Raw genomic sequence first — 19,029 nt, forward strand, 5'->3', positions numbered from 1 at the left:
CCTTCTGCGCCGTTGGGCCAATAGGCTGCCCGTGGTAGATTGTTCTTAAGGGTCAAAAAGTTCTGACCTGTCACCGAGTGAATGCACAGAGGCCCTTGTTCCGGGTCGCCCTGTCGTTAAGCGTACCACTCACGGACCAGCCTGACGGGGGGCACCAAGGACGTCTGTTCGCAGGCGTCCTTTTCCGTTGTGAGGGAGCTAAGCTCAGCGCAAATACCTCTGTTCAGTCACGACTGCCCAGTTTGATGCGAAATTCTCGCAGAATTGGCAGCGCAGATTTGACCCGGTCACCGCCCAGTTCCTCAACCACTTCGGAAATCATCGGCACAATGCTCGCCAGCGCCGCATCGCGTGCCTGCCGCCCGGCCGGGCTGATGGCAACCATTTTACGCCGCGCATCATCCCAATCAGGGCGAATGTGGACATACCCGGCAGCCTCCAGCTTGCCCAGCGTGTTGGTCATCGCGCCGCGGGTCACATGAAACGCCTTCGCCAGCTGCGCGGGGGAGCGCTCCACGCCTGTACGTGCCAGATGGTTCAATACGGAAAAATGCGACAGCTCCATTCCCTTGGGCAGCACCTGTCCCAGCCGTGTTCGCGCCAGCTGATCTGCCATCAAAATTTCGCTAAACAGCGAAACCGCAAGGGAATTTGTATCATCCATCAGGGGCCGTCAAACTCTCGGTCATGCGACAGGGAAGGCACCTGTCGGCGCGCTTGTGCCACTTTTTCAAGGTCAAGATCAATGTAGGTGATGCCGATATCCGTGCCACCATCTGCAAGGATCTCCCCCCAGGGCGAAACAACAAGCGAATGCCCATAGGTGCGACGTGACGGCCCACGGGTGGCCGGATGCGTGCCAGTCTGTGCCGCAGCCAGCACGTAGCAGCCGGTTTCGATGGCCCGCGCCTGTAGCAGGGCGTGCCAATGGGCGGCGCCGGTGACATGGGAAAACGCCGCAGGGGCCAAGAGAACCTGCGCCCCTGCCTTGGCCAGTCGCCGATGCAGATAGGGAAAACGCACATCATAGCAGATGGTCATCCCCAACGCGGCAAAAGGGGTTTCTGCAACCACCGCTTCGTGGCCGGGGCGGTATCCATCGGATTCGCGGTAGGTTTCTTCAGGCGTGACATCCACGTCGAACATGTGGATCTTGTCATAGCGGGCGACAATCTCACCCTTCGGATCAATCAAAAACTGGCGGTTGGCAAAGCGCCCGTCTGCGTCCGTCGTCTTCACCGCCAGTGACCCAAGCGACAGCCAGATTTCATGCTGCGCCGCCGTGTCCCGTAACGCCGACAATGTCGGATCATCAGCTTCGTGATGCAGAACGGATTGCTGATGACTGCGGCTGCCGGACAGACAATTGGTCACCTCCGGTGTCAGCACAAACCCCGCGCCGCCCGCGACAGCGTCGGCGATCATCTGCTGCACCATCGCCAGATTATCGGCGGGTTGGTCGCTTGACGTCATTTGAAGCAGAGCAGCACGCATCTGTCACCTCCTCAGGCTGTCACTTTATGTACCGCAATTCAGGCGGCGAGCAGCGGATCCAACTTCCCGGAGCGGTCCAGCGCATAAAGATCGTCGCATCCGCCCACATGGGTCTCACCCACGAAAATCTGCGGCACTGTGCGTCCGCCATTGGCACGCTCAATCATTTCAGCCTTGCGGTCCGGGTTTGCCAAAACGTCGATTTCATCAAAGCTTACACCTTTTTGCGTCAGAAGGCGTTTGGCGGCATGGCAGAACCCGCAAAGCGGGGATGTGTAGATTTCGACCGGTTTCATTCGGGTCTCCGTTTGGACATATCTGTTGGCTTGGCACGAACTTGGGCAGTCCATGATAAAATTGCCAGCCCCAGCGCGTTCAGATCACGAGTGCGTGACCCGTGCAAGCACCGCGACACGCACCGCCGTCGCCCCGGCGTCGAGACAGGCCTCGCTACACGCGCTGAGCGTCGCGCCGCTGGTCATCACATCATCCACCAACAGGAAAATTCTGCCACTGATCCGCTCGGCATGTTTGGGATGCGCAGCTATCGCCTGCGTCAATGTCGTGTAGCGCTGATGGCGACTCTGCCCCTCCAGCGAGGGGGTACGCCGTGTCCGACGCAACAGATCCGGACAATAATCTAGGTCGGCGTCTTGGGCTATGACCTTGGCCAATAGGTCAGACTGATTGTAGCGACGGCGCAAAAACCGCGACCAATGCAACGGCACCGGCGCCACCAGCGGGGTATCTGCCAATAAGGTAGTTGCGGCCCGCGCCAGCCAGCGCGCCGCAGGCCGTGCGATCTCTGTGCGGTCTCCATGCTTCAACGCCAGAATCAAACGCCGCGCGGTGCCGTCGTAAGACAATGCCGCGCGCCCCTGCTGCCAAGGGCGCGGATGTGCCATACAGTCATCACACTCAAGCCGGAAACCGTCTTCCTCCCCCATCAGTGCAACACCGCAACCGTCACAGCAGGTTCCGCTGATGAAAGGGGTGTCGCGCCAACAGGGACCACAGAGTCCGAAATCACTGTCAACCCAATCTCCGCAGGCCAGACAACGCGGGGGGTAGATCAATGAAACAGCCGTTTGTATCCGCGCCTTCAACATCCTAAATAGCCCTCATGACCCAAGCCACGACGCCCCGCCCGCAGCTGTTCGACCGCCGCGCCATCGCCGCCCATCGCAACCGCCTGACGCCTCAGGCCTTGTTCCTGCATGACATCGCCCGCGATGAGATTGAGGATCGGCTATCCATGGTTAACAGAAGCTTTACCAGCCCAGCGCTGGTGGCGCCTTTCGCCGAAGGCTGGGAGAGTTGTCTGCCCGATGCGAAACATGTGGTCGATGACGAAACCTTGGATCTGGCGGTGGGCGCACATGATCTTGTGGTCCATGCAATGTCCCTGCATTGGGCCAATGATCCTGTGGGCCAACTGATCCAATGTCACCGCGCCTTGCGCGAAGATGGGTTGCTGCTGGTTGTGATGCTGGGCGGGCAAACCCTGCATGAATTGCGCAGCGCCCTGGCAACCGCCGAAACACGGCTTCTTGGCGGGCTTTCCCCACGTGTGGCCCCAATGGCCGAGGTGCGTGATCTGGGCGCCTTGTTGCAGCGGGCCGGATTTGCGCTGCCCGTTGCGGATGTGGTGCCGCTGACGGCAAAATACCGCGACCTGCAACATTTGATGCATGAATTGCGTGGCATGGGCGAAACCAATGCGATGACCCAACGACTGAAGGTGCCGCCCTCGCGCCGTCTCTTTGCAGAAGCAGAAGAAATCTATCGCACCACTTACGCCACTGCGGACGGTCTTTTGCCCGCTACATTCGAACTGATTTGCTTGACCGGTTGGTCGCCATCGGAAACCCAGCAGAAACCGCTGCGTCCTGGATCGGCGAAGGCCCGTCTGGCAGATGCGCTTAAGGTGCCAGAAACACCGCTGCCCAAGTAGACAGTCCCGGTCATAGTTCTATCCTATGGCTCTGGTGGAATGATCCAATTGGCTATTTCCGTCGTATCTTCATATTGCTAGGGCGGACCACGATCCGCTGACCGATTACCGCACAGGACCCTGACAGATGCTGGACGCCACTGCCCCCGCCACCTGCCCCGCTCACGCTCCGGCAGACCACCCAAAAATCGCACCGGCGAAAGTTGGCGTTCTGTTGGCCAATCTCGGCACGCCTGACGACTACAGTTACTGGCCCATGCGCCGGTATCTTAGCGAGTTTCTCTCTGATAAACGGGTGATCGATTATCCGGCCTGGAAATGGCAGCCGCTGCTTCAGCTGATCATTCTGGCCAAACGGCCCTTCACATCGGGGGCGGCCTATAAATCCATCTGGAACCACGACAAGGGCGAAAGCCCCCTGATGACCATTACCAAAGATCAGACCGCTGCTATGGCGGAGGCGTTGCAAGACCGTTACGGCAACGAGGTTATGGTGGATTTCTGTATGCGCTACGGCAATCCGTCGACAAAATCGAAGGTCCGCGAAATGATTGAGGCGGGCTGCCAGAAAATCCTCTTCGTGCCGCTCTATCCGCAATACGCGGGCGCCACCTCAGCAACTGCCAATGACCAGTTTTTCCGCGCCCTGATGGAGGAGACCTGGCAGCCGGCTGCGCGCACAGTGGCCCCCTACTTTGACGATCCTGCCTATATCGACGCGCTGGCCCGCTCAGTCGAGAAGGCCTATGCCGCCGCTGAGAAAAAGCCCGAAATCCTCGTGGTTTCCTATCACGGTATGCCAAAACGCTATCTAATGCAGGGTGATCCTTACCACTGCCAGTGCCAGAAAACGACACGCCTTCTGAAAGAGCGTCTCGGCTGGACCGACACCGAGATCACAACCACGTTCCAATCGGTTTTTGGACCTGAGGAATGGCTGAAACCCTACACCGTGGATCACGTCGCCACTCTCGCCAAGGATGGGAAGAAGAATATCGCCGTGATCGCCCCGGCCTTCTCGGCCGATTGCATTGAAACGCTTGAAGAAATCAACGAGGAAATCCGCGAGAGCTTTGAGCATGCAGGCGGAGAGGATTTTCTCTATATCCCCTGTCTGAACGACGATGCAGAGCATATCGACGCGCTGTCTGGTGTGATCGAACGCAATTTGAAAGGGTGGCTGGACTAATCGCCACGCCCCGGTCCAAATAGCCCAAACGCCCCGGCCAACGGGGCTTGGGAGTTTTGAACAGGGGCATTTCATGACCGCAATCCGTTTGGCCGAAGATCACTGGGCCGCCGTCCTGCACGACCACTGGGGCATCCGTGCCGAATTGTCCCGGTTGGACGGGGAATATGACCTTAACTATCGCGCACTTACGTCTGACGGCCGGGGCTATATCCTGAAAGCCATGCGCCCCGGCTGTGCCTCCGATCTTGTCGATATGCAAATCGCGGCACTGGCGCATATCCACAAAACTGATCCTGGTCTGCCGGTCCCCCGCACCGTTGCGGCAACCACCGGAGAGCTGTGCCTCAGTCTCCAGGATGATACCGGCGAAAACCGGCTGGTGTGGGTGCAAACCCTGCTGCCCGGCCGCTGCTATGCCAAAAGCGCGCCAAAATCCGCAGATCTGATTCGCGAGGTCGGCGCGACCCTTGCCGGAACCACCCACGCGCTCAAAGAATTTGCGCATCCCGCCTTGGAGCGTAGCTTCAAATGGGATTTGATGACCGCAGACTGGATCAAGGATGACATAACCTGCATCACGGATAGCCGCAGGCAGCAAGTGATTGCGGAGATCTGCGCCGATTTTGCATCCCTGAAACCGCGGCTCAATGCTCTGCCAAAACAAGCGATCCACAATGATGCAAATGACTACAACATTCTGGTCACTGGTGCACTGTCGGAGCCACGCGCCGTCAGCGGCCTGATTGACCTTGGCGATATGTGTGCCGCACCGCGGATCTGTGATCTCGCCATTGCGGCTGCCTATATCGTGCTTGACCACCCCCAACCGCAGGGGGCGCTTGCGGCGCTGGTGTCGGGATATCACGCTATAACCCCGCTAACGACAGAAGAACTGGGTCTTCTCTGGCCGCTGCTGCGGATGCGGCTGGCCGTCAGTGTCGTCAACTCCACGTTGGAGGCTCAAGACAATCCTGATGATCCCTATGTGACAATATCGCAAGAACCGGCGTGGCGGTTTCTGGACCAGCCGAGTGAACATCCCGCCCTGATCACAGCGCGGCTGCGGGCAACCTGCGGCCTGACGGTTGTCGATGGTGCAGACCGCGTATTGGCCTATTTAGAAACACATTCAGCTGATTTCGCCCCCCTGATGGGGCGGGATCTGGCGGATCTGCCAATGGGATCTCTTTCTGTCGAAGAGTCCACTTGGCCGCAGAACCCGTTTGACATGCCACTGGCCGAGGCCGCGGAGGTTGGACGTGAGTTTTCCGGCGAGGATGGCCGCGATTGGTGGCTTGGCTACTACGGCGAGCCCCGTCTGATCTACACTGCGCCAGCCTTCCGCAAGGGCGAGTATAAAGCCAGCGATCGCCGGACCGTGCATCTAGCGGTGGATGTTTTCGCCCCCGCCGGACAACCGCTTCATGCCCCATTGGCAGGGGAAGTGCTGGTTGTTGAGGATCGCGCCAATCACCTGGACTACGGTGGTGTTGTAATCCTGAAACACCACACAGATAGCGGCGACGCGTTTTATACGCTCTATGGCCACCTTGATCCGGAGTGCTGCACGCGTCTGTCTGTTGGCGACAAAATCGCCAAGGGCGCACCATTTTGCAAGCTCGGCACGGCTGACCAAAACGGGGGATGGGCGCCGCATGTTCATTTCCAGCTTGCCCTGTCAACAGAAGGCATCGAAGCTGACTGGCCCGGGGTTGCGGACCCGGACGACCTCGCACTCTGGACCGCGCTCTGCCCCAATCCGGCGCCACTCCTGAACCTGCCTGCCGCTCAAGTGAGCTATCAACCAACCGATAGAGCAACGGTTCTGGCCGGGCGGCGTGCTCATTTTGGTGGCAACCTCAGCCTGACATACAGCGACCCGGTGATGTTGTTGCGCGGCTGGAAGCATCATTTGTTCGACGAATGGGGACGCCCCTATCTGGACGCCTATAACAATGTCCCGCATGTCGGACATGCCCATCCGCGCATTCAGGCGGCCGCTGCCGACCAGCTGAAACGGATGAACTCCAACACCCGCTATCTGCATCCGGCACAGACTGCTTTTGCAGAAAAAATACTGTCAAAAATGCCGGATCATCTGGAGGTCTGCTTCTTCGTCAACTCAGGCACCGAAGCAAACGAGCTGGCCCTGCGACTGGCCCGGGCGCACACCAACGCCAAGGGGATGGTGACCCCCGACCACGGCTACCACGGCAATACAACCGGTGTCATCGACATCTCGGCCTATAAGTTCAATGCCAAGGGCGGGGTTGGCCCCTCCGATTGGGTTGAGCTGGTAGAGGTCGCGGATGACTATCGCGGCACCTACCGTCGTGATGATCCGCAGCGTGCGCAGAAATACGCTGATTTGGTCGATTCCGCCATCACGAAGCTACAGGCCAGCGGTCACGGTGTTGCTGGTTTTATCGCCGAAACCTTCCCCTCGGTAGGCGGGCAGATCATCCCGCCCACGGGGTACCTGCCAGCGGTCTATGAGAAAATCAGGGCTGCAGGCGGGATTTGTATCGCCGATGAGGTGCAAACCGGGCTTGGGCGCTTGGGTGATTATTACTTCGGCTTTGAACACCAGGGGGCAGCACCGGATATCGTTGTTCTGGGCAAACCGATTGGCAATGGCCATCCGCTTGGCGTCCTCGTCACCACCCGCGCCATCGCCGATAGCTTTGCCCAGGGTCCGGAGTTTTTCTCGACCTTTGGTGGCTCCACCCTGTCCTGCCGCATCGGTAACGAAGTGTTGAATATTGTCGACGACGAAGGATTGCAGGAAAACGCCCGCCAGCGCGGGGCAGATCTGATCACCGGTCTGCGTAACCTGCAGTCGCGCCATCAGGCAATCGGTGATGTTCGGGGTATGGGGCTTTTTGTCGGGGTCGAGCTGATCCGCGCTGATGGATCAGAGGCCTCCGAGATCTGCGCCTATGTCAAAAACCGGATGCGGGACCACCGCATCTTGATCGGCAGCGAAGGCCCAAGCGATAATATCCTGAAAATCCGCCCGCCGCTAACGATAGATGCAGAGGGGATTGAGATGATCCTGAAAACACTGGACAGCATCCTGTCAGAGCTGTCTGAAAACTAGGTCACGCGCAGATGGCATCGGCCTGTTCCGATGCCATCAGTTGCCACGAAAAAAGGCGGTGGAAATCCACCGCCTTTCTTAACGTTCTGATACAAGCAATTAGTTGCTTGCAACAGCCGCGCCGACAACAACCAGCAGCAGCAGCGGCAGAAGGATGCCGCTGGAGGAGCTTTCGGTCTGCTCAACAATAACCGGCGCCTCAACGATCGGCTCAGCCAGGTTGCCCGCGGAAGCGGTCGAAGCAGCAGCAGTCAGAGCAGCAGCGATAACGAGTTTTTTCATGTTAACCTCCAAAAATATGCGCAGTTCAGTCCACCTGAACCACGCGCCCAAGACTTACCTCGTGATATTTTTCTAATCAGCAAAATCCCGGCATTGCAATTGCTTGTTGCATGATTCGGCCCCCGGAACGGGCCAATGTCGTCAAATTAGCAACACTTGAGTGCCCACTTTCGTCAGTCCAAATAGCTCTGAGATATGCTCATTATAAAGGCCGATACAGCCATTGGACGACTTACGTCCGATCTTGCGTGTGTCGTGGGTTCCGTGGATCCGGTAATACTTCCAGCTGAGATACAAAGCGTGGGTTCCGAGCGGATTGTCTGGTCCCGGCGGAATATAGGCCGGCCACTCAGGATTGCGTTTAAGCATATTTGGAGTCGGTGCCCAGCCTGGGCCGTCGACCTTGCGGATGATCTTCGTTCGGCCGCGCCGCGTCAGATCATCCGAGAGCGGTACTGAAGATGGGAACAGCTTATAGACGCTTTGATCTTCAGACCAGAAATGCAAGGCACGGCTGTCGATGTCTACCAGCACCGCACCATTGCGCAGGCTGTCGAAATAGGGGCGCCAGTCCTTGGAGCGGAAAGCGGAAATATTGCGCTGCACTGGCGGTTCGGGCTCAGGCGGGGGGCGCAGGGGGTCAATCCCCTCCGCGACGGTATCCGCTGCATCCTGAGCCCAGCCTGTGCTGGCAACACCACCACCAACCAGCGAGGCGCCGGCAAACGCGGAACCGGCAATAAACTGCCGTCTTGAGAGAGGATCGAAGGGGCTGCGGGTCATGACTTTTCCAAACTGCGGAGATATGCATTCGTTATGCCGTATCTTATGGCGCGAATGCCTCAGTCGCAAATCAAACAATCCGGCGATGATCAATTCACCGCTGACAGGTTTGCGCCTATGTCACAGCCGGGGTATTGGAGCAGCCAGCAAATGAAGCAAGGTGTAGTATGACACGTGTATTTCTGATCCTTATCGCCGGGCTGATGACCCTCGTCGCGGCCTGTGCCCCTGCTCCCGATGGCAGCACAGGTGGCAACGTGTACCGGATCCGTAACGCCGACAAGGTACAGCTGCGGATGCTCGACTCGGTCAATGCCCTCCGCGAGGCGGCAGGTCGCCCCACTGTCCAGCTGAACCCGCAGCTGACCGCTGCGGCGGCCACCCATTCACGCGATATGTCCGTGCAGAACCGTCCTTGGCATTTTGGCTCCGATGGCTCGTCGCCGCTGGACCGTGTAGCCCGAGCAGGCTTCACCGGCACCATGATTGGCGAGACGATTTCGGAAACCTATGAATCCGAGCTGCAGACACTCACGGCCTGGATGGAACAATCCGCAACCCGGTCTGTCATTATGGACCCCAAAGCGCGCACAATGGGCTTTTCCTGGTTTCAGGAATCCAACGGCAAGATCTGGTGGACCCTGGTGATGGGCAGCTGATCCGGCGCTTTCGCCTAAACCAAAAATGAAAAAGGCCCGATCTGCCATTCAGGCAATCGGGCCTATTCTATTGAGCTGCAACCTGCGGTGATGGACATGCTGTCCACGCGGTTACGGGCGTAGGGTGATCACCGTACCATCGCGAACCATCGCGTAGATCTCTTCAATCTCATCATTCGTGACAGCAATACAGCCCGCGGTCCAGTCGTCCACGCGCGCCGCGCGCTTGCGCTCTTTTGCAATGTTAGGCTCACCGTGGATGAAAATCTCACCTCCCGGTTTTTTGCCCATCGCCGCAGCTTTGGCCCGGTCCTGCGCGTTGGGGTAGGAAATCCCGATCGACAGGTGATAGCGGCTATTGGGATTGCGCCGGTCAATCAGATAGGTGCCTTCGGGTGTTTTACCGTCACCTTCGATTTGCTTGTGACCAAGCGGAGCAAAGCCAAGCTCCATATCATATTCACGCAGAATATCCTCATGATGAAGAAGATAAATCTTGCGCGCGCCCTTGTTCACGACGACCGAGGTGACCTCGGGCCCGTTATAGCTGCGAAATTTGCTTGGACCGGAGCTGCACCCTGCCAGCCCAAGGGTCGCCGCAGCGCCCAGTCCGAATGTACGTCTGTCCATTATATTAGGTCTCTGCCTGATTTGCCTCAATTTCCAACTACTATCTTCGTCGGAAAAAACAAAATCACTTCTTCTCGTGCGGCGGCTGCAAGGCCGCGATTTGCTGCTCAATTGCCTCTAACCGGGCCAAAACCAGATCGCGGTAGGCATCGGTGCGTTCACCTTCTTCCTCGTGATGGGCATCCTGCATGGAATTCACGATCAGACCCACCAGCAGGTTCACAACCGCAAAGGTGGTCACCATGATAAACGGCACGAAGAAGGCCCAAGCGTAGGGGTAGATCTCCATCACCGGGCGCACGATCCCCATGGACCAGCTTTCCAAGGTCATGATCTGGAACAGGGAATAGGCGCTTAGTGCAAGATTGCCGAACCAGTCAGGAAAACTCTCTGCAAAGAGCTTCGTCGCGATAACTGACCCGATGTAGAAGATGATCGCCATCAGCAGGAACACCGATCCCATGCCCGGCAAAGCGGTGATAAACCCTTCGACCACGCGGCGCAGGCGCGGCGCGACAGAGATGACGCGCAGCACCCGCAGGATACGCAGCGCCCGCAGCACCGAAATTCCCTGCGCACCAGGCAAAAAGGCGATGCTGACAATCACAAAGTCGAAGATGTTCCAGCCGCGCAGGAAAAACCGCAGCCGCTGCACCCAAAGTTTCGCCAGCAGCTCGACAACAAAAATCGCCAGGCACAGCTGATCAACGAATAGGACAGCGGCCCCAAATCGGGACATGATCGTATCGGAGGTTTCCATCCCCAGCGTGATCGCATTGATCAGGATCACCGCCGTGATGAAATTGCCAAAGCCATCGCTGGAAATAAGCGCCCCGAGCCGCTGGGTCAGGGATTGTTTTGCGCTGATGCTCACCGGTTTCACCCCACGTAGGAAAAGCTGGCCGCCAGTTCGCAATGCGAAGACCAGCGGAATTGATCGACCACCTGTACCCAATCCAGACGGTAGCCGCCATCCGTCAGGATTTTGGCATCGCGGGCAAAGGTGACGGGATTGCAGGACACATAGGCCACCCGCTTGGTCCGTGCGGCAACCAACTGCGTTACCTGTGCTTCGGCACCTGCACGGGGTGGATCGATCACGGCGACATCAAAAGCCGCGCCAAAAGGGTTCAGATCCTCTGCCAGAAGCGGATTGCGAAACAGATCACGGGTTTCGGTTGTGACCTTTTTTAGCCCCTTGGCCTGCCGCCAGCCGGCATCAAGCGCGCGCAGCATGCTGCCTTCACCCTCGACCGCGTGCACCTCTGCATGTTTCGCAAGTGGCAGGGTGAAGGTGCCGCAGCCAGCGAATAGATCCACGATGCGTTTCGCACCGGCCACACAGTCCTCAACCGCCGCAAGAAGTGCGGCTTCGCCGTCGCGCGTCGCCTGCAAAAAGGCACCGGGCGGCGGGCAGACATGGGCCGGTCCAAACGGTTGGATTGGTGGCTGCTCCATACCGATCAGCTCATCCTCCCAGGTCAGACGTGCGATATGATGGGCATCAACAACTTGAGCCAACGCAATACGCAAGGGACCGTCCAGCGGTTTGCCATTGGTCACCAGCACGTCCACACCAACCTCAGACAGGGTCACGGTCACCGAGAGCGGCGCCTTGCGACTGGCGCCAACCATGGCCAGTGCCTCAGCCATGGGGATGGCGGACAGCAGCTGCGGCGCCAGCAATTGGCAGTCGGGAATTTCCGTGATCACCCCGGAGGCGCGCCCATGGAACCCGGCCATCGCGCCCTTTTTGGTGCGTCGCACGGACAAGGTGGCGCGGCGACGCGATTGTGGTGGTGAGATGTGGATCGGGCGGAACTCCGCCTCAAGCCCCTGCGCCGCCAGCGCATTACGAACGATGTCGACTTTCCAGTTCGCAACAAAATCATCTGTCGCATGTTGCAGCTGGCAACCACCGCAGGATTTATAGTGCCGACAGGGCGCCTGGACGCGCATCTCCGACGGGCTTTCGATGCGAATATCGCTAAGCTGGTGCCCGTCGCGAATACCGCTGACGGTCTCTCCCGGCAGCGTGCGCGGTGCAAAAAGCGGGCCTTCGGCGACCCCGTCGCCCTGATGGCCCAGACGAATGATTGTGGCTGTGGTTCTAGCTGCATGTGTCATGGCCGCTGCATACCCTGCGACCGCCGCATGCAAAAGAAAAATGCGCAGCCCTCGCGGGAACGACGGATGCGGTGGGTCATACGGCGCCTATTCCGCAGCATCCCGCGGCAGTGAGCTCCCGGCCTGATCATCAGCTTCCGTCCGTATGAAACCACCAGACTGCCGCGCCCAGAACTGCGCATACAAACCGCCCTGTTCCAGCAATGCGTCATGCGTGCCTGCCTCGGCGATGCGGCCCTGATCCATAACGATGATCCGGTCCATTTCACTCAACGTGGACAGTCGGTGCGCAATCGCCAGAACGGTTTTCCCCTGCATCACGCGCTCAAGCGCGGACTGAATGGCTGCTTCTACCTCTGAATCCAGGGCCGAGGTTGCCTCATCCAGCACAAGAATAGGCGCATCTTTCAGAATCGCGCGCGCAAGGGCGATACGCTGCCGCTGACCACCAGACAGCTTCACCCCGCGTTCGCCGAGATGAGCATCATAGCCGGTGCGGCCCTGACCATCCTCCAGATCAAGGATAAACTCATGCGCTTCGGCCTTTTGCGCGGCGGCGATCAGCTCCAACTCACTGGCGTCAGGTCGACCATATAGGATGTTGTCCCGCGCCGAACGATTGAACATCGCAGTTTCCTGCGTGACCATGCCAATCTGACTGCGCAACGAGTTTTGGGTGACCTCTGCGATATCCTTTCCGTCGATCAGGATCTGACCAGATTCCCCATCATAGAGCCGTAGCAAAAGCGAAACGAGTGTCGACTTCCCCGCCCCGGAGGCGCCAACGATCCCAAGTTTTTCCCCGGGCGCAATGGTCAGCGAGACATTCTGAATGCCGCCGATATCACGCCCATAGGCAAAACCGACCTCGCGAAACGCAATCTGCCCCTCAGTGACTGTCAGCACCTCAGCCGCGGTTTGATCCTCAACCCGGTCGGGACGGGTCAGGGTCGTCATGCCATTTTCAATCTCACCAATGTTGGAATAGATCGCCATAAGGGTGAAACTGACCCACCCGGTCATCTGGGCAATGCGCACGGACACCGCACCAGCCGCGACGATATCGCCTTCGCTCGCCAGCCCATCGCGCCACAGCACCAGCGTCGCACCAATCAGCAACACCGGCAGCACACCCGCCAGCGTCATCAGACAAAACCGGAAACTCGCAGACAGATACCCGAAATGCAGTGCCTTGGTGCGGAAATCCGCCATGGAATCCTGCGCCGTACGCTCCTCAAAATCGGCATGCGCAAACAGCTTCACCGTCTTGATGTTGGTGATCGTATCAACCACCTGCCCCGACACCATTGCCCGCGCCCCAGCGCGCGCAGCGGAGCGTTTGCGAATACGGGGCAGAAACCAGCGGATGGTGGCGAAATAGCCGACCAGCCAGACCACGAACAGGCCGGTAATCCGCCAGTCAATCGCCCCCAACAGCGCCAGCGCCCCCAGAAGCGAGGCCAGCGCAAAGGCAACCACGTTGATCATCTCAACCGCAACCGAGGTCACGGCATTGGCTGTCTGCATCTGTTTCTGCGCGATACGACCCGCGAAATCATCGTCGAAGAAGCGCACCGATTGGCCCATGGTCCAACGGTTGAGCCGCGACAGCACCAGCGGGTTGACGTTTGGCTGGACGATGATTGCATTGGATGCCGCAGACAGGCCAAACAGGATCGGCCGCAGCAGAAGGAAAAATCCCAGCGCCCCGGCAATGATCACTAGATTACCGGCAGAAAAAAACTGCCCCGGCCCGCTGGAAATCGCGGTATCAATCACCAGACCCAGAATATAGGCCGTCCCTGCTTCCATCCCGCCAGCCAGCGCCGAGCAGAGCGCAGCAAGCGCAAGCATTGGCCAGGCACCTGAAAGGCACCAGCGCAGAAAGCCCCCCAGCCGATTGGGCGGCGGGCCCTTGGCGGGTTGAAATGCGTCGATCAGATTGCCGAGTTTCATTCTGCTGCCTCGATATTCAGGAACCCGCCGGATTGACGTGCCCAGAACTGGGCATATAGGCCCTCTGAGCGCAAAAGCACGTCATGCGTCCCCTCTTCAACAATCCGCCCATCATCCAGCACCAGGATGCGATCCATCTGAGCAATGGTGGACAGGCGATGCGCAATCGCGATCACCGTTTTGCCCTGCATCATCCCATAAAGCGTTTGCTGAATTTCAGCCTCCACCTCTGAATCCAGAGCAGATGTGGCCTCATCCAGGATCAGTATGGGCGCATCTTTCAGAATGACTCGGGCCAAGGTAACCCGCTGCCGCTGGCCACCCGACAATTTCACCCCACGCTCCCCGACATGTGCGTCGTAGCCGCGACGGCCTTCAGGGTCTTCCAGATCAAGGATGAACTCATGCGCCCGCGCTTGCTTGGCGGCCTCAATCATCTCCGCCTCGGTGGCATCAGGCCGACCGTAAAGCAGATTGTCCCGGACTGACCGGTGCAGCAATGCGCTATCCTGCTGCACCATGCCGATCTGGCTGCGCAGACTATCCTGCGTCGCCATGCGGATGTCCTGACCGTCGATCAGGATCGCACCGCCCTCAGGATCGTAGAACCGCAGCAACAGCTTCACCAGCGTGGATTTCCCCGCACCGGAGCGCCCGATCAGGCCGATCTTTTCGCCCGCGCGGATGTTCAGGCTGATCCGATCCAGACCACCAGAGCCGCGCCCGTAGTGATGCGAAAGCTCACGCAGTTCCACCGCGCCGTCACGCAGATCAAGCGGTGTTGCATTGGCCGCATCCACCAGATCGATCGGCTGGGCGATGGTTTCCATCCCCTCCGCTACAACACCCAGCTGGCGGAAGAAGGTGGTCAGCGCCCACATGATCCAACCCGTCATCGCATTAAGGCGCAGCGTCAGCGCAGTCGCAGCTGCAACCACCCCGACCGAGGCCAAACCCTGCATCCACAGCAGAATTGCCCAACCGACAACACCGACGATCAACAATCCGTTCAACGTCACCAGTGCCGCATCCATAATAGTGTAGAGCCGCATCTCAGCCTGGAACGTCTTGCGTGTGCCTTCGATGGCTTCTTTGGCATAGGTCAGTTCGGTGTTGTGATGGGCGAACATCTTCACCGAATGAATATTGGAATAGCTGTCCACAACCCGGCCCGTCACGGTGGAGCGCGCATCAGATGCCGCCTGGCTGGCCGGCCCAACCCGGCGCACGGTCCAGCGGATCAACACCGCATAGAGCGCAAACCAAACCAAGAGCGGCAGCAACAGCCGGACGTCCGCCAGCCACAGCAACAGCGCGGCCCCCACCAAATAGGCAAGCGCAAAGGTGATCGCGTCGAAAACCTGAAACACCACCTCCCCTGCGGCGGGCGGGGTTTGCATAATCCGGTTGGCGATCCGTCCGGCAAAATCATTTTCGAACCAGCCAACGGATTGACGCAGAACATGTTTATGCGACCGCCAACGGATCAGAGTGCCGAAATTTGGCAGGATCGCATTGTTCAGCAACAGCACATCGAACAGCTGCAACATCGGGCGCACGGTCAGAATGAAAACCGCCAGCAGGATGAATTCCGTGCCATGGTCCTGCCACACCCTGGCCGGTTCACCAGACAAGAGGTCAACCACCCGCCCCATGTAATGGATCAGACCAATTTCCACGCCAGCGACAATCACCGACATCAGCGCGGTGACTGCGAACACTTTTTTGAAAGGCTGCGAGTAATCCTTTAGGAACGGCCACAGCTGCCGCGGCGGTGTATCTGTTTCCGGATAGTCACAATAAGGGTCGATGAGGTTTTCGAAAAAACGAAACATACGGGTGCTCCAATAATTGAGCGTAGGGAATAGTCATGCGAATAGAGGCCATCGCCGTGGCCCCCCGACATGCGTCGGACAGGTCAGGCGTCAGTCGTGCCAGATCCCGTAGTACATGCGTATTCCTCCCGTCATAAGATGGTCCCCTATGGGTAGGAAAAAAAATCCGCTCTGTCACCCCTTTTGATGGGGCGCGGCCAATAGGGCAGGTTAGAGCAGCCGTTTCAGCAACGCATCGCGGTCAAGCACAAACCCAGATTTAATCCAGTCCTTCTGCAAGGATTTGAGTGCTGCACCCAGCGCCGGGCCTTGCAGGTTGGGCATCAAATCTTTGGCAGAAAGCGGGAATACGGCTGCGGCTCCTTTGGTAATTTCAGCCTCTAAATCAGGGGCAACCGGTACCTCGAACAAAGCAGATCGCAACATCGTCACGTTGCGCGCGGTGGTCGCGCCGTGATGATAAGCCAGTGCCGCCGGTCCATCCGTACCCTCCGCAGCTGCACGCAGCAGACGCACATCCGCAGCTTGGGCTTTACTCAGGCGCAAGGCCTCCCATGGCGCATCTCCGCCCAGCGCGGCCAGGCGGCAAAGCGGGTTGGCAGACCTCCCCGATTCCAGATGGACGAGCGGCCCCAGGGCGCGATCATCGCTTCCTGGAAGAATCAGAGGTAGCAGCCCAATCTGCCGCATCACCGCAATTGCCGGCGCCGGATTCGGCGCCGCAAGCAGCTTCAGCACTTCACTGCCAACCCGTTCACGCGAGAGGCTGCCAATCCCATCCAGGTTTTCTGCGATGGCCGACAGGGCGTCCGGGTCAAATCCGGCATCTGGGTTGCCATACCAGGCATGAAACCTGAAATAGCGCAGCGAGCGTAGGTAATCCTCACGAATGCGCTGCGCCGCACTGCCAATGAACCGGACGAGTCTTGCGCGCAGATCCGGTAGGCCATTCAGCGGGTCAACCAGCCCCCCGTCGGGGCGGGCATAAAGCGCATTCATGGTGAAATCGCGCCGCGCAGCGTCCTCCTCGATCCGGTCGGCAAATGCCACAACAGCGCGTCGGCCATCAGTGGCGACATCACGGCGAAACGTGGTGATCTCGTAAGGGGTCCCGCGATGGACCAATGTCACGGTGCCGTGGTCAATGCCTGTTGGTATGGCCTTGATCCCGGCCCCTTCGGCAAGGGCCATGACACGCTGTGGTGGCACATTGGTTGACAGATCAAGATCCGAAACCGGTGCTCCCAATAGCGCGTTGCGCACACAGCCGCCGACAAAATACACCTCTGCCCCGCCCTTTGTCAGGACGTCGCAGACGTGCTGCACAGCTGGATCCTCCAGCCATTTGGCCTGTATATGGGTCATCCCTGCATCCGTTCGGCAAGGCCATGCAACATGCGCGCGGTGGCACCCCAAATGTAATAGGGACCGTAGGGCACCGCAAAGTAATGCCGCCGTATCCCACGCCAACGCCGGGATTGAATCTGATAGTTCGACGGATCGCAAAGATGCGAGAGCGGCACGCTGAAGACTTCGGCCACCTCGCCCGCTTCGGCCACGATATCAAACGGTTGGTCAATCAGCGCTACAACCGGTGTCACCGTAAACCCGGTGACAGTTTCATGTATCGGCAGTGCCCCGACAATCTGCGGCAGGTGGCGCGGCAGGCCGATTTCCTCCCAGGCTTCCCTGAGGGCGGCATCGGTCACGCTCGTGTCTGCAGCCTCCTGCTTTCCGCCGGCGAAGGCGATCTGACCCGGATGGTGCTTCAAGGCAGACGAGCGTTTGGTCAGAATAACACGCGGTGCGCCCGCCGCGGTGCTGATCGCCACGAGGACACCTGCTGGCCGCAGTTTGCGGTCAGCGGGCAGGACCACGTCGGGGTTCAGGTCGAAATCCGAGGACCCTCCCCCCTTCGTGCCCAGCGCGGCGGTCAGCTGTGCCCGAAGATCAGGCACTCTCACCCTGTTCGCTGTCGCCTGCATCTGCCTCAAAACCCAGCGTTGCCGGATCGAGGTCGTAATGTGCACCACAGAACTGGCAATCGGCTGTCACGCGCCCCTCGTCAGTCGTCATGGTCGCAATGTCCTTGGCCGAATAGATCGACAGGCTTTCGCGCACGCGATCGGTGGAACATGTGCAGCCGAACTTGACTGCCTGCGCATCAAAGACCCGCGGTTGTTCCTCGTGAAACAATCGCAATAGCAGATCTGTTGGTGTTACGGACGGGCCGATCAACTCCATGTCTTCTACGGTTGCCACAAGGTGCATCACACGGTTCCAGTTCTCGCCCTCTTCGCCGCTGACCAGATCCTCTGCGGCAAGCGTCGCACCATTGCCTTCACCATCCGCAACGAATGGAGAGGCTTTTGGCATCTGCTGCAGCATGATACCGCCAGCGCGCCAGTGTTCCGGAACCCCAGGTTCAGCCGAGCGACCAAAGCTGAGCGAGAAACGTGTCGGCAGCTGCTCGGACTGCGCAAAATACGCCTCGGCACAGGCCGACAAAGACCCACCAGCAAGTGGTGTGATCCCTTGGTAGGGCTTCATGCCCTCTCCCTGATCAACGAGAATGGCAAAATACCCCTCGCCCACCTGATCAAACGGCGCCCCATTGGTCAGCCGCGCATCATCATAGCTTGCATAGGCACGAATACGCGCTGGCTCGCCCTCGGCTGCGGGTGCGTAATAATCGGTGGCAATCATGCGCACCGCCCCTTTGGACTGGACCTGCAACGACAGTTTCCACTGCAGTTTCATGGTTTGGCCAATCAATGCCGTCAGCAACGCCATTTCAGCTACCAGAGCTTCGACAACGGGCGGATAGTTATGCTGCTTCAGAATGCCATCCAGCACACCATCCAACCGCGCGACGCGGCCGCGCATGTCCGATACATCAAGCTGGAAGGGCAGGACGGTATCGTCCCACGCGATTTTCGATACAAGTGTCATGGGGTTTCCTTACGCGCCGTGGATTGGCATATCGGGCCTATATAGGGTTTACATCATCAGAGTGA

Annotated in this window: 18 protein-coding genes; 4 read left to right on the top strand and 14 right to left on the bottom strand. The window is 58.8% G+C overall.

What is annotated here, in order from left to right:
- Positions 1–223: 223 nt before the first annotated feature.
- The 4 genes from OO25_RS06055 to OO25_RS06070 all read right to left on the bottom strand — a co-directional run bounded on the left by OO25_RS06055 (position 224) and on the right by OO25_RS06070 (position 2,603).
- Positions 224–664 (bottom strand): MarR family winged helix-turn-helix transcriptional regulator, encoded by a 441-nt coding sequence (locus OO25_RS06055; RefSeq protein ID WP_027248348.1) that lies wholly within the window; start codon positions 662–664, stop codon positions 224–226.
- The gene (locus OO25_RS06060) at positions 664–1,494 is read right to left on the bottom strand and encodes a carbon-nitrogen hydrolase family protein (RefSeq protein WP_040178953.1); all 831 of its coding nucleotides are present in this window, start codon (positions 1,492–1,494) and stop codon (positions 664–666) included. Before OO25_RS06060 ends, OO25_RS06055 begins: the two co-directional genes overlap by 1 nt.
- 38 nt (positions 1,495–1,532) lie before the next feature.
- Complete coding sequence (gene grxC, locus OO25_RS06065; protein ID WP_014881502.1) at positions 1,533–1,790, bottom strand: glutaredoxin 3; 258 nt, start codon at positions 1,788–1,790, stop codon at positions 1,533–1,535.
- Between the two features lie 84 nt (positions 1,791–1,874).
- Positions 1,875–2,603, bottom strand: coding sequence for a ComF family protein (locus tag OO25_RS06070; RefSeq protein WP_040178954.1), 729 nt, complete (start codon positions 2,601–2,603; stop codon positions 1,875–1,877).
- A gap of 14 nt (positions 2,604–2,617) precedes the next feature.
- On the opposite strand from OO25_RS06070, the gene OO25_RS06075 reads away from it, so the two are divergent.
- The 3 genes from OO25_RS06075 (at position 2,618) to OO25_RS06085 (ending at position 7,740) form a co-directional block, all read left to right on the top strand.
- Positions 2,618–3,448: a methyltransferase domain-containing protein gene (locus OO25_RS06075; protein ID WP_040178955.1), complete on the top strand. Its 831-nt coding sequence runs from the start codon at positions 2,618–2,620 to the stop codon at positions 3,446–3,448.
- 127 nt (positions 3,449–3,575) lie between these two features.
- Entirely contained in the window at positions 3,576–4,637 is a 1,062-nt protein-coding gene (gene hemH / locus OO25_RS06080) for a ferrochelatase (RefSeq protein ID WP_040175172.1), read from the top strand.
- A 73-nt stretch (positions 4,638–4,710) separates the two neighbouring features.
- A complete protein-coding gene (locus tag OO25_RS06085; RefSeq protein ID WP_040178956.1) occupies positions 4,711–7,740 on the top strand; it encodes an aminotransferase class III-fold pyridoxal phosphate-dependent enzyme in 3,030 nt (1,009 codons plus the stop codon).
- 99 nt (positions 7,741–7,839) lie between these two features.
- Here OO25_RS06085 and OO25_RS06090 read toward each other — a convergent pair whose 3' ends face one another.
- A complete protein-coding gene (locus OO25_RS06090) occupies positions 7,840–8,022 on the bottom strand; it encodes a hypothetical protein (RefSeq protein WP_014876361.1) in 183 nt (60 codons plus the stop codon).
- A gap of 141 nt (positions 8,023–8,163) precedes the next feature.
- Positions 8,164–8,805: a L,D-transpeptidase gene (locus OO25_RS06095; RefSeq protein WP_040178957.1), complete on the bottom strand. Its 642-nt coding sequence runs from the start codon at positions 8,803–8,805 to the stop codon at positions 8,164–8,166.
- A gap of 167 nt (positions 8,806–8,972) precedes the next feature.
- Here OO25_RS06095 and OO25_RS06100 point away from each other — a divergent pair, with 167 nt between their 5' ends.
- Entirely contained in the window at positions 8,973–9,464 is a 492-nt protein-coding gene (locus tag OO25_RS06100; protein WP_040178959.1) for a CAP domain-containing protein, read from the top strand.
- Between the two features lie 111 nt (positions 9,465–9,575).
- Here the strand turns inward: OO25_RS06100 and OO25_RS06105 are convergent, their stop codons facing one another.
- From OO25_RS06105 to OO25_RS06140, 8 genes are all read right to left on the bottom strand, one after another.
- Positions 9,576–10,094 carry a murein L,D-transpeptidase family protein gene (locus tag OO25_RS06105; RefSeq protein WP_040178960.1) on the bottom strand — a complete coding sequence of 173 codons (519 nt, stop codon included), beginning with the start codon at positions 10,092–10,094 and terminating at the stop codon, positions 9,576–9,578.
- A 64-nt stretch (positions 10,095–10,158) separates the two neighbouring features.
- A complete protein-coding gene (locus OO25_RS06110) occupies positions 10,159–10,968 on the bottom strand; it encodes an ion transporter (protein WP_040179183.1) in 810 nt (269 codons plus the stop codon).
- Positions 10,969–10,973: 5 nt separating this feature from the next.
- Positions 10,974–12,221, bottom strand: a complete 1,248-nt coding sequence (locus OO25_RS06115) for a class I SAM-dependent RNA methyltransferase (RefSeq protein ID WP_040178962.1) — start codon at positions 12,219–12,221, stop codon at positions 10,974–10,976.
- A gap of 87 nt (positions 12,222–12,308) precedes the next feature.
- On the bottom strand, positions 12,309–14,177 hold the full coding sequence (locus OO25_RS06120) for an ABC transporter ATP-binding protein (RefSeq protein WP_040175160.1): 1,869 nt from the start codon (positions 14,175–14,177) through the stop codon (positions 12,309–12,311).
- Positions 14,174–16,012: an ABC transporter ATP-binding protein gene (locus OO25_RS06125; RefSeq protein WP_040178964.1), complete on the bottom strand. Its 1,839-nt coding sequence runs from the start codon at positions 16,010–16,012 to the stop codon at positions 14,174–14,176. Before OO25_RS06125 ends, OO25_RS06120 begins: the two co-directional genes overlap by 4 nt.
- Before the next feature lie 210 nt (positions 16,013–16,222).
- Positions 16,223–17,377 (bottom strand): CCA tRNA nucleotidyltransferase, encoded by a 1,155-nt coding sequence (locus tag OO25_RS06130; RefSeq protein ID WP_040178968.1) that lies wholly within the window; start codon positions 17,375–17,377, stop codon positions 16,223–16,225.
- Positions 17,374–17,970 (bottom strand): CoA pyrophosphatase, encoded by a 597-nt coding sequence (locus OO25_RS06135; protein WP_040178969.1) that lies wholly within the window; start codon positions 17,968–17,970, stop codon positions 17,374–17,376. The genes OO25_RS06130 and OO25_RS06135 overlap by 4 nt, the downstream gene beginning before the upstream one ends.
- Positions 17,963–18,964 carry an Hsp33 family molecular chaperone HslO gene (locus OO25_RS06140; protein ID WP_040178970.1) on the bottom strand — a complete coding sequence of 334 codons (1,002 nt, stop codon included), beginning with the start codon at positions 18,962–18,964 and terminating at the stop codon, positions 17,963–17,965. The genes OO25_RS06135 and OO25_RS06140 overlap by 8 nt, the downstream gene beginning before the upstream one ends.
- Positions 18,965–19,029: the final 65 nt, after the last annotated feature.

The organism is Phaeobacter sp. S60, from assembly GCF_000826845.1.
Lineage (GTDB): Bacteria > Pseudomonadota > Alphaproteobacteria > Rhodobacterales > Rhodobacteraceae > Phaeobacter > Phaeobacter piscinae.

Bases quoted from the DNA above. Each gene is read 5' to 3' on its own strand.
- OO25_RS06055 (WP_027248348.1), bottom strand. From the start codon at position 664: ATGGATGATACAAATTCCCTTGCGGTTTCGCTGTTTAGCGAAATTTTG.
- OO25_RS06060 (WP_040178953.1), bottom strand. From the start codon at position 1,494: ATGCGTGCTGCTCTGCTTCAAATGACGTCAAGCGACCAACCCGCCGAT.
- grxC (WP_014881502.1), bottom strand. From the start codon at position 1,790: ATGAAACCGGTCGAAATCTACACATCCCCGCTTTGCGGGTTCTGCCAT.
- OO25_RS06070 (WP_040178954.1), bottom strand. From the start codon at position 2,603: ATGTTGAAGGCGCGGATACAAACGGCTGTTTCATTGATCTACCCCCCG.
- OO25_RS06075 (WP_040178955.1), top strand. From the start codon at position 2,618: ATGACCCAAGCCACGACGCCCCGCCCGCAGCTGTTCGACCGCCGCGCC.
- hemH (WP_040175172.1), top strand. From the start codon at position 3,576: ATGCTGGACGCCACTGCCCCCGCCACCTGCCCCGCTCACGCTCCGGCA.
- OO25_RS06085 (WP_040178956.1), top strand. From the start codon at position 4,711: ATGACCGCAATCCGTTTGGCCGAAGATCACTGGGCCGCCGTCCTGCAC.
- OO25_RS06090 (WP_014876361.1), bottom strand. From the start codon at position 8,022: ATGAAAAAACTCGTTATCGCTGCTGCTCTGACTGCTGCTGCTTCGACC.
- OO25_RS06095 (WP_040178957.1), bottom strand. From the start codon at position 8,805: ATGACCCGCAGCCCCTTCGATCCTCTCTCAAGACGGCAGTTTATTGCC.
- OO25_RS06100 (WP_040178959.1), top strand. From the start codon at position 8,973: ATGACACGTGTATTTCTGATCCTTATCGCCGGGCTGATGACCCTCGTC.
- OO25_RS06105 (WP_040178960.1), bottom strand. From the start codon at position 10,094: ATGGACAGACGTACATTCGGACTGGGCGCTGCGGCGACCCTTGGGCTG.
- OO25_RS06115 (WP_040178962.1), bottom strand. From the start codon at position 12,221: ATGACACATGCAGCTAGAACCACAGCCACAATCATTCGTCTGGGCCAT.
- OO25_RS06120 (WP_040175160.1), bottom strand. From the start codon at position 14,177: ATGAAACTCGGCAATCTGATCGACGCATTTCAACCCGCCAAGGGCCCG.
- OO25_RS06125 (WP_040178964.1), bottom strand. From the start codon at position 16,012: ATGTTTCGTTTTTTCGAAAACCTCATCGACCCTTATTGTGACTATCCG.
- OO25_RS06130 (WP_040178968.1), bottom strand. From the start codon at position 17,377: ATGACCCATATACAGGCCAAATGGCTGGAGGATCCAGCTGTGCAGCAC.
- OO25_RS06140 (WP_040178970.1), bottom strand. From the start codon at position 18,964: ATGACACTTGTATCGAAAATCGCGTGGGACGATACCGTCCTGCCCTTC.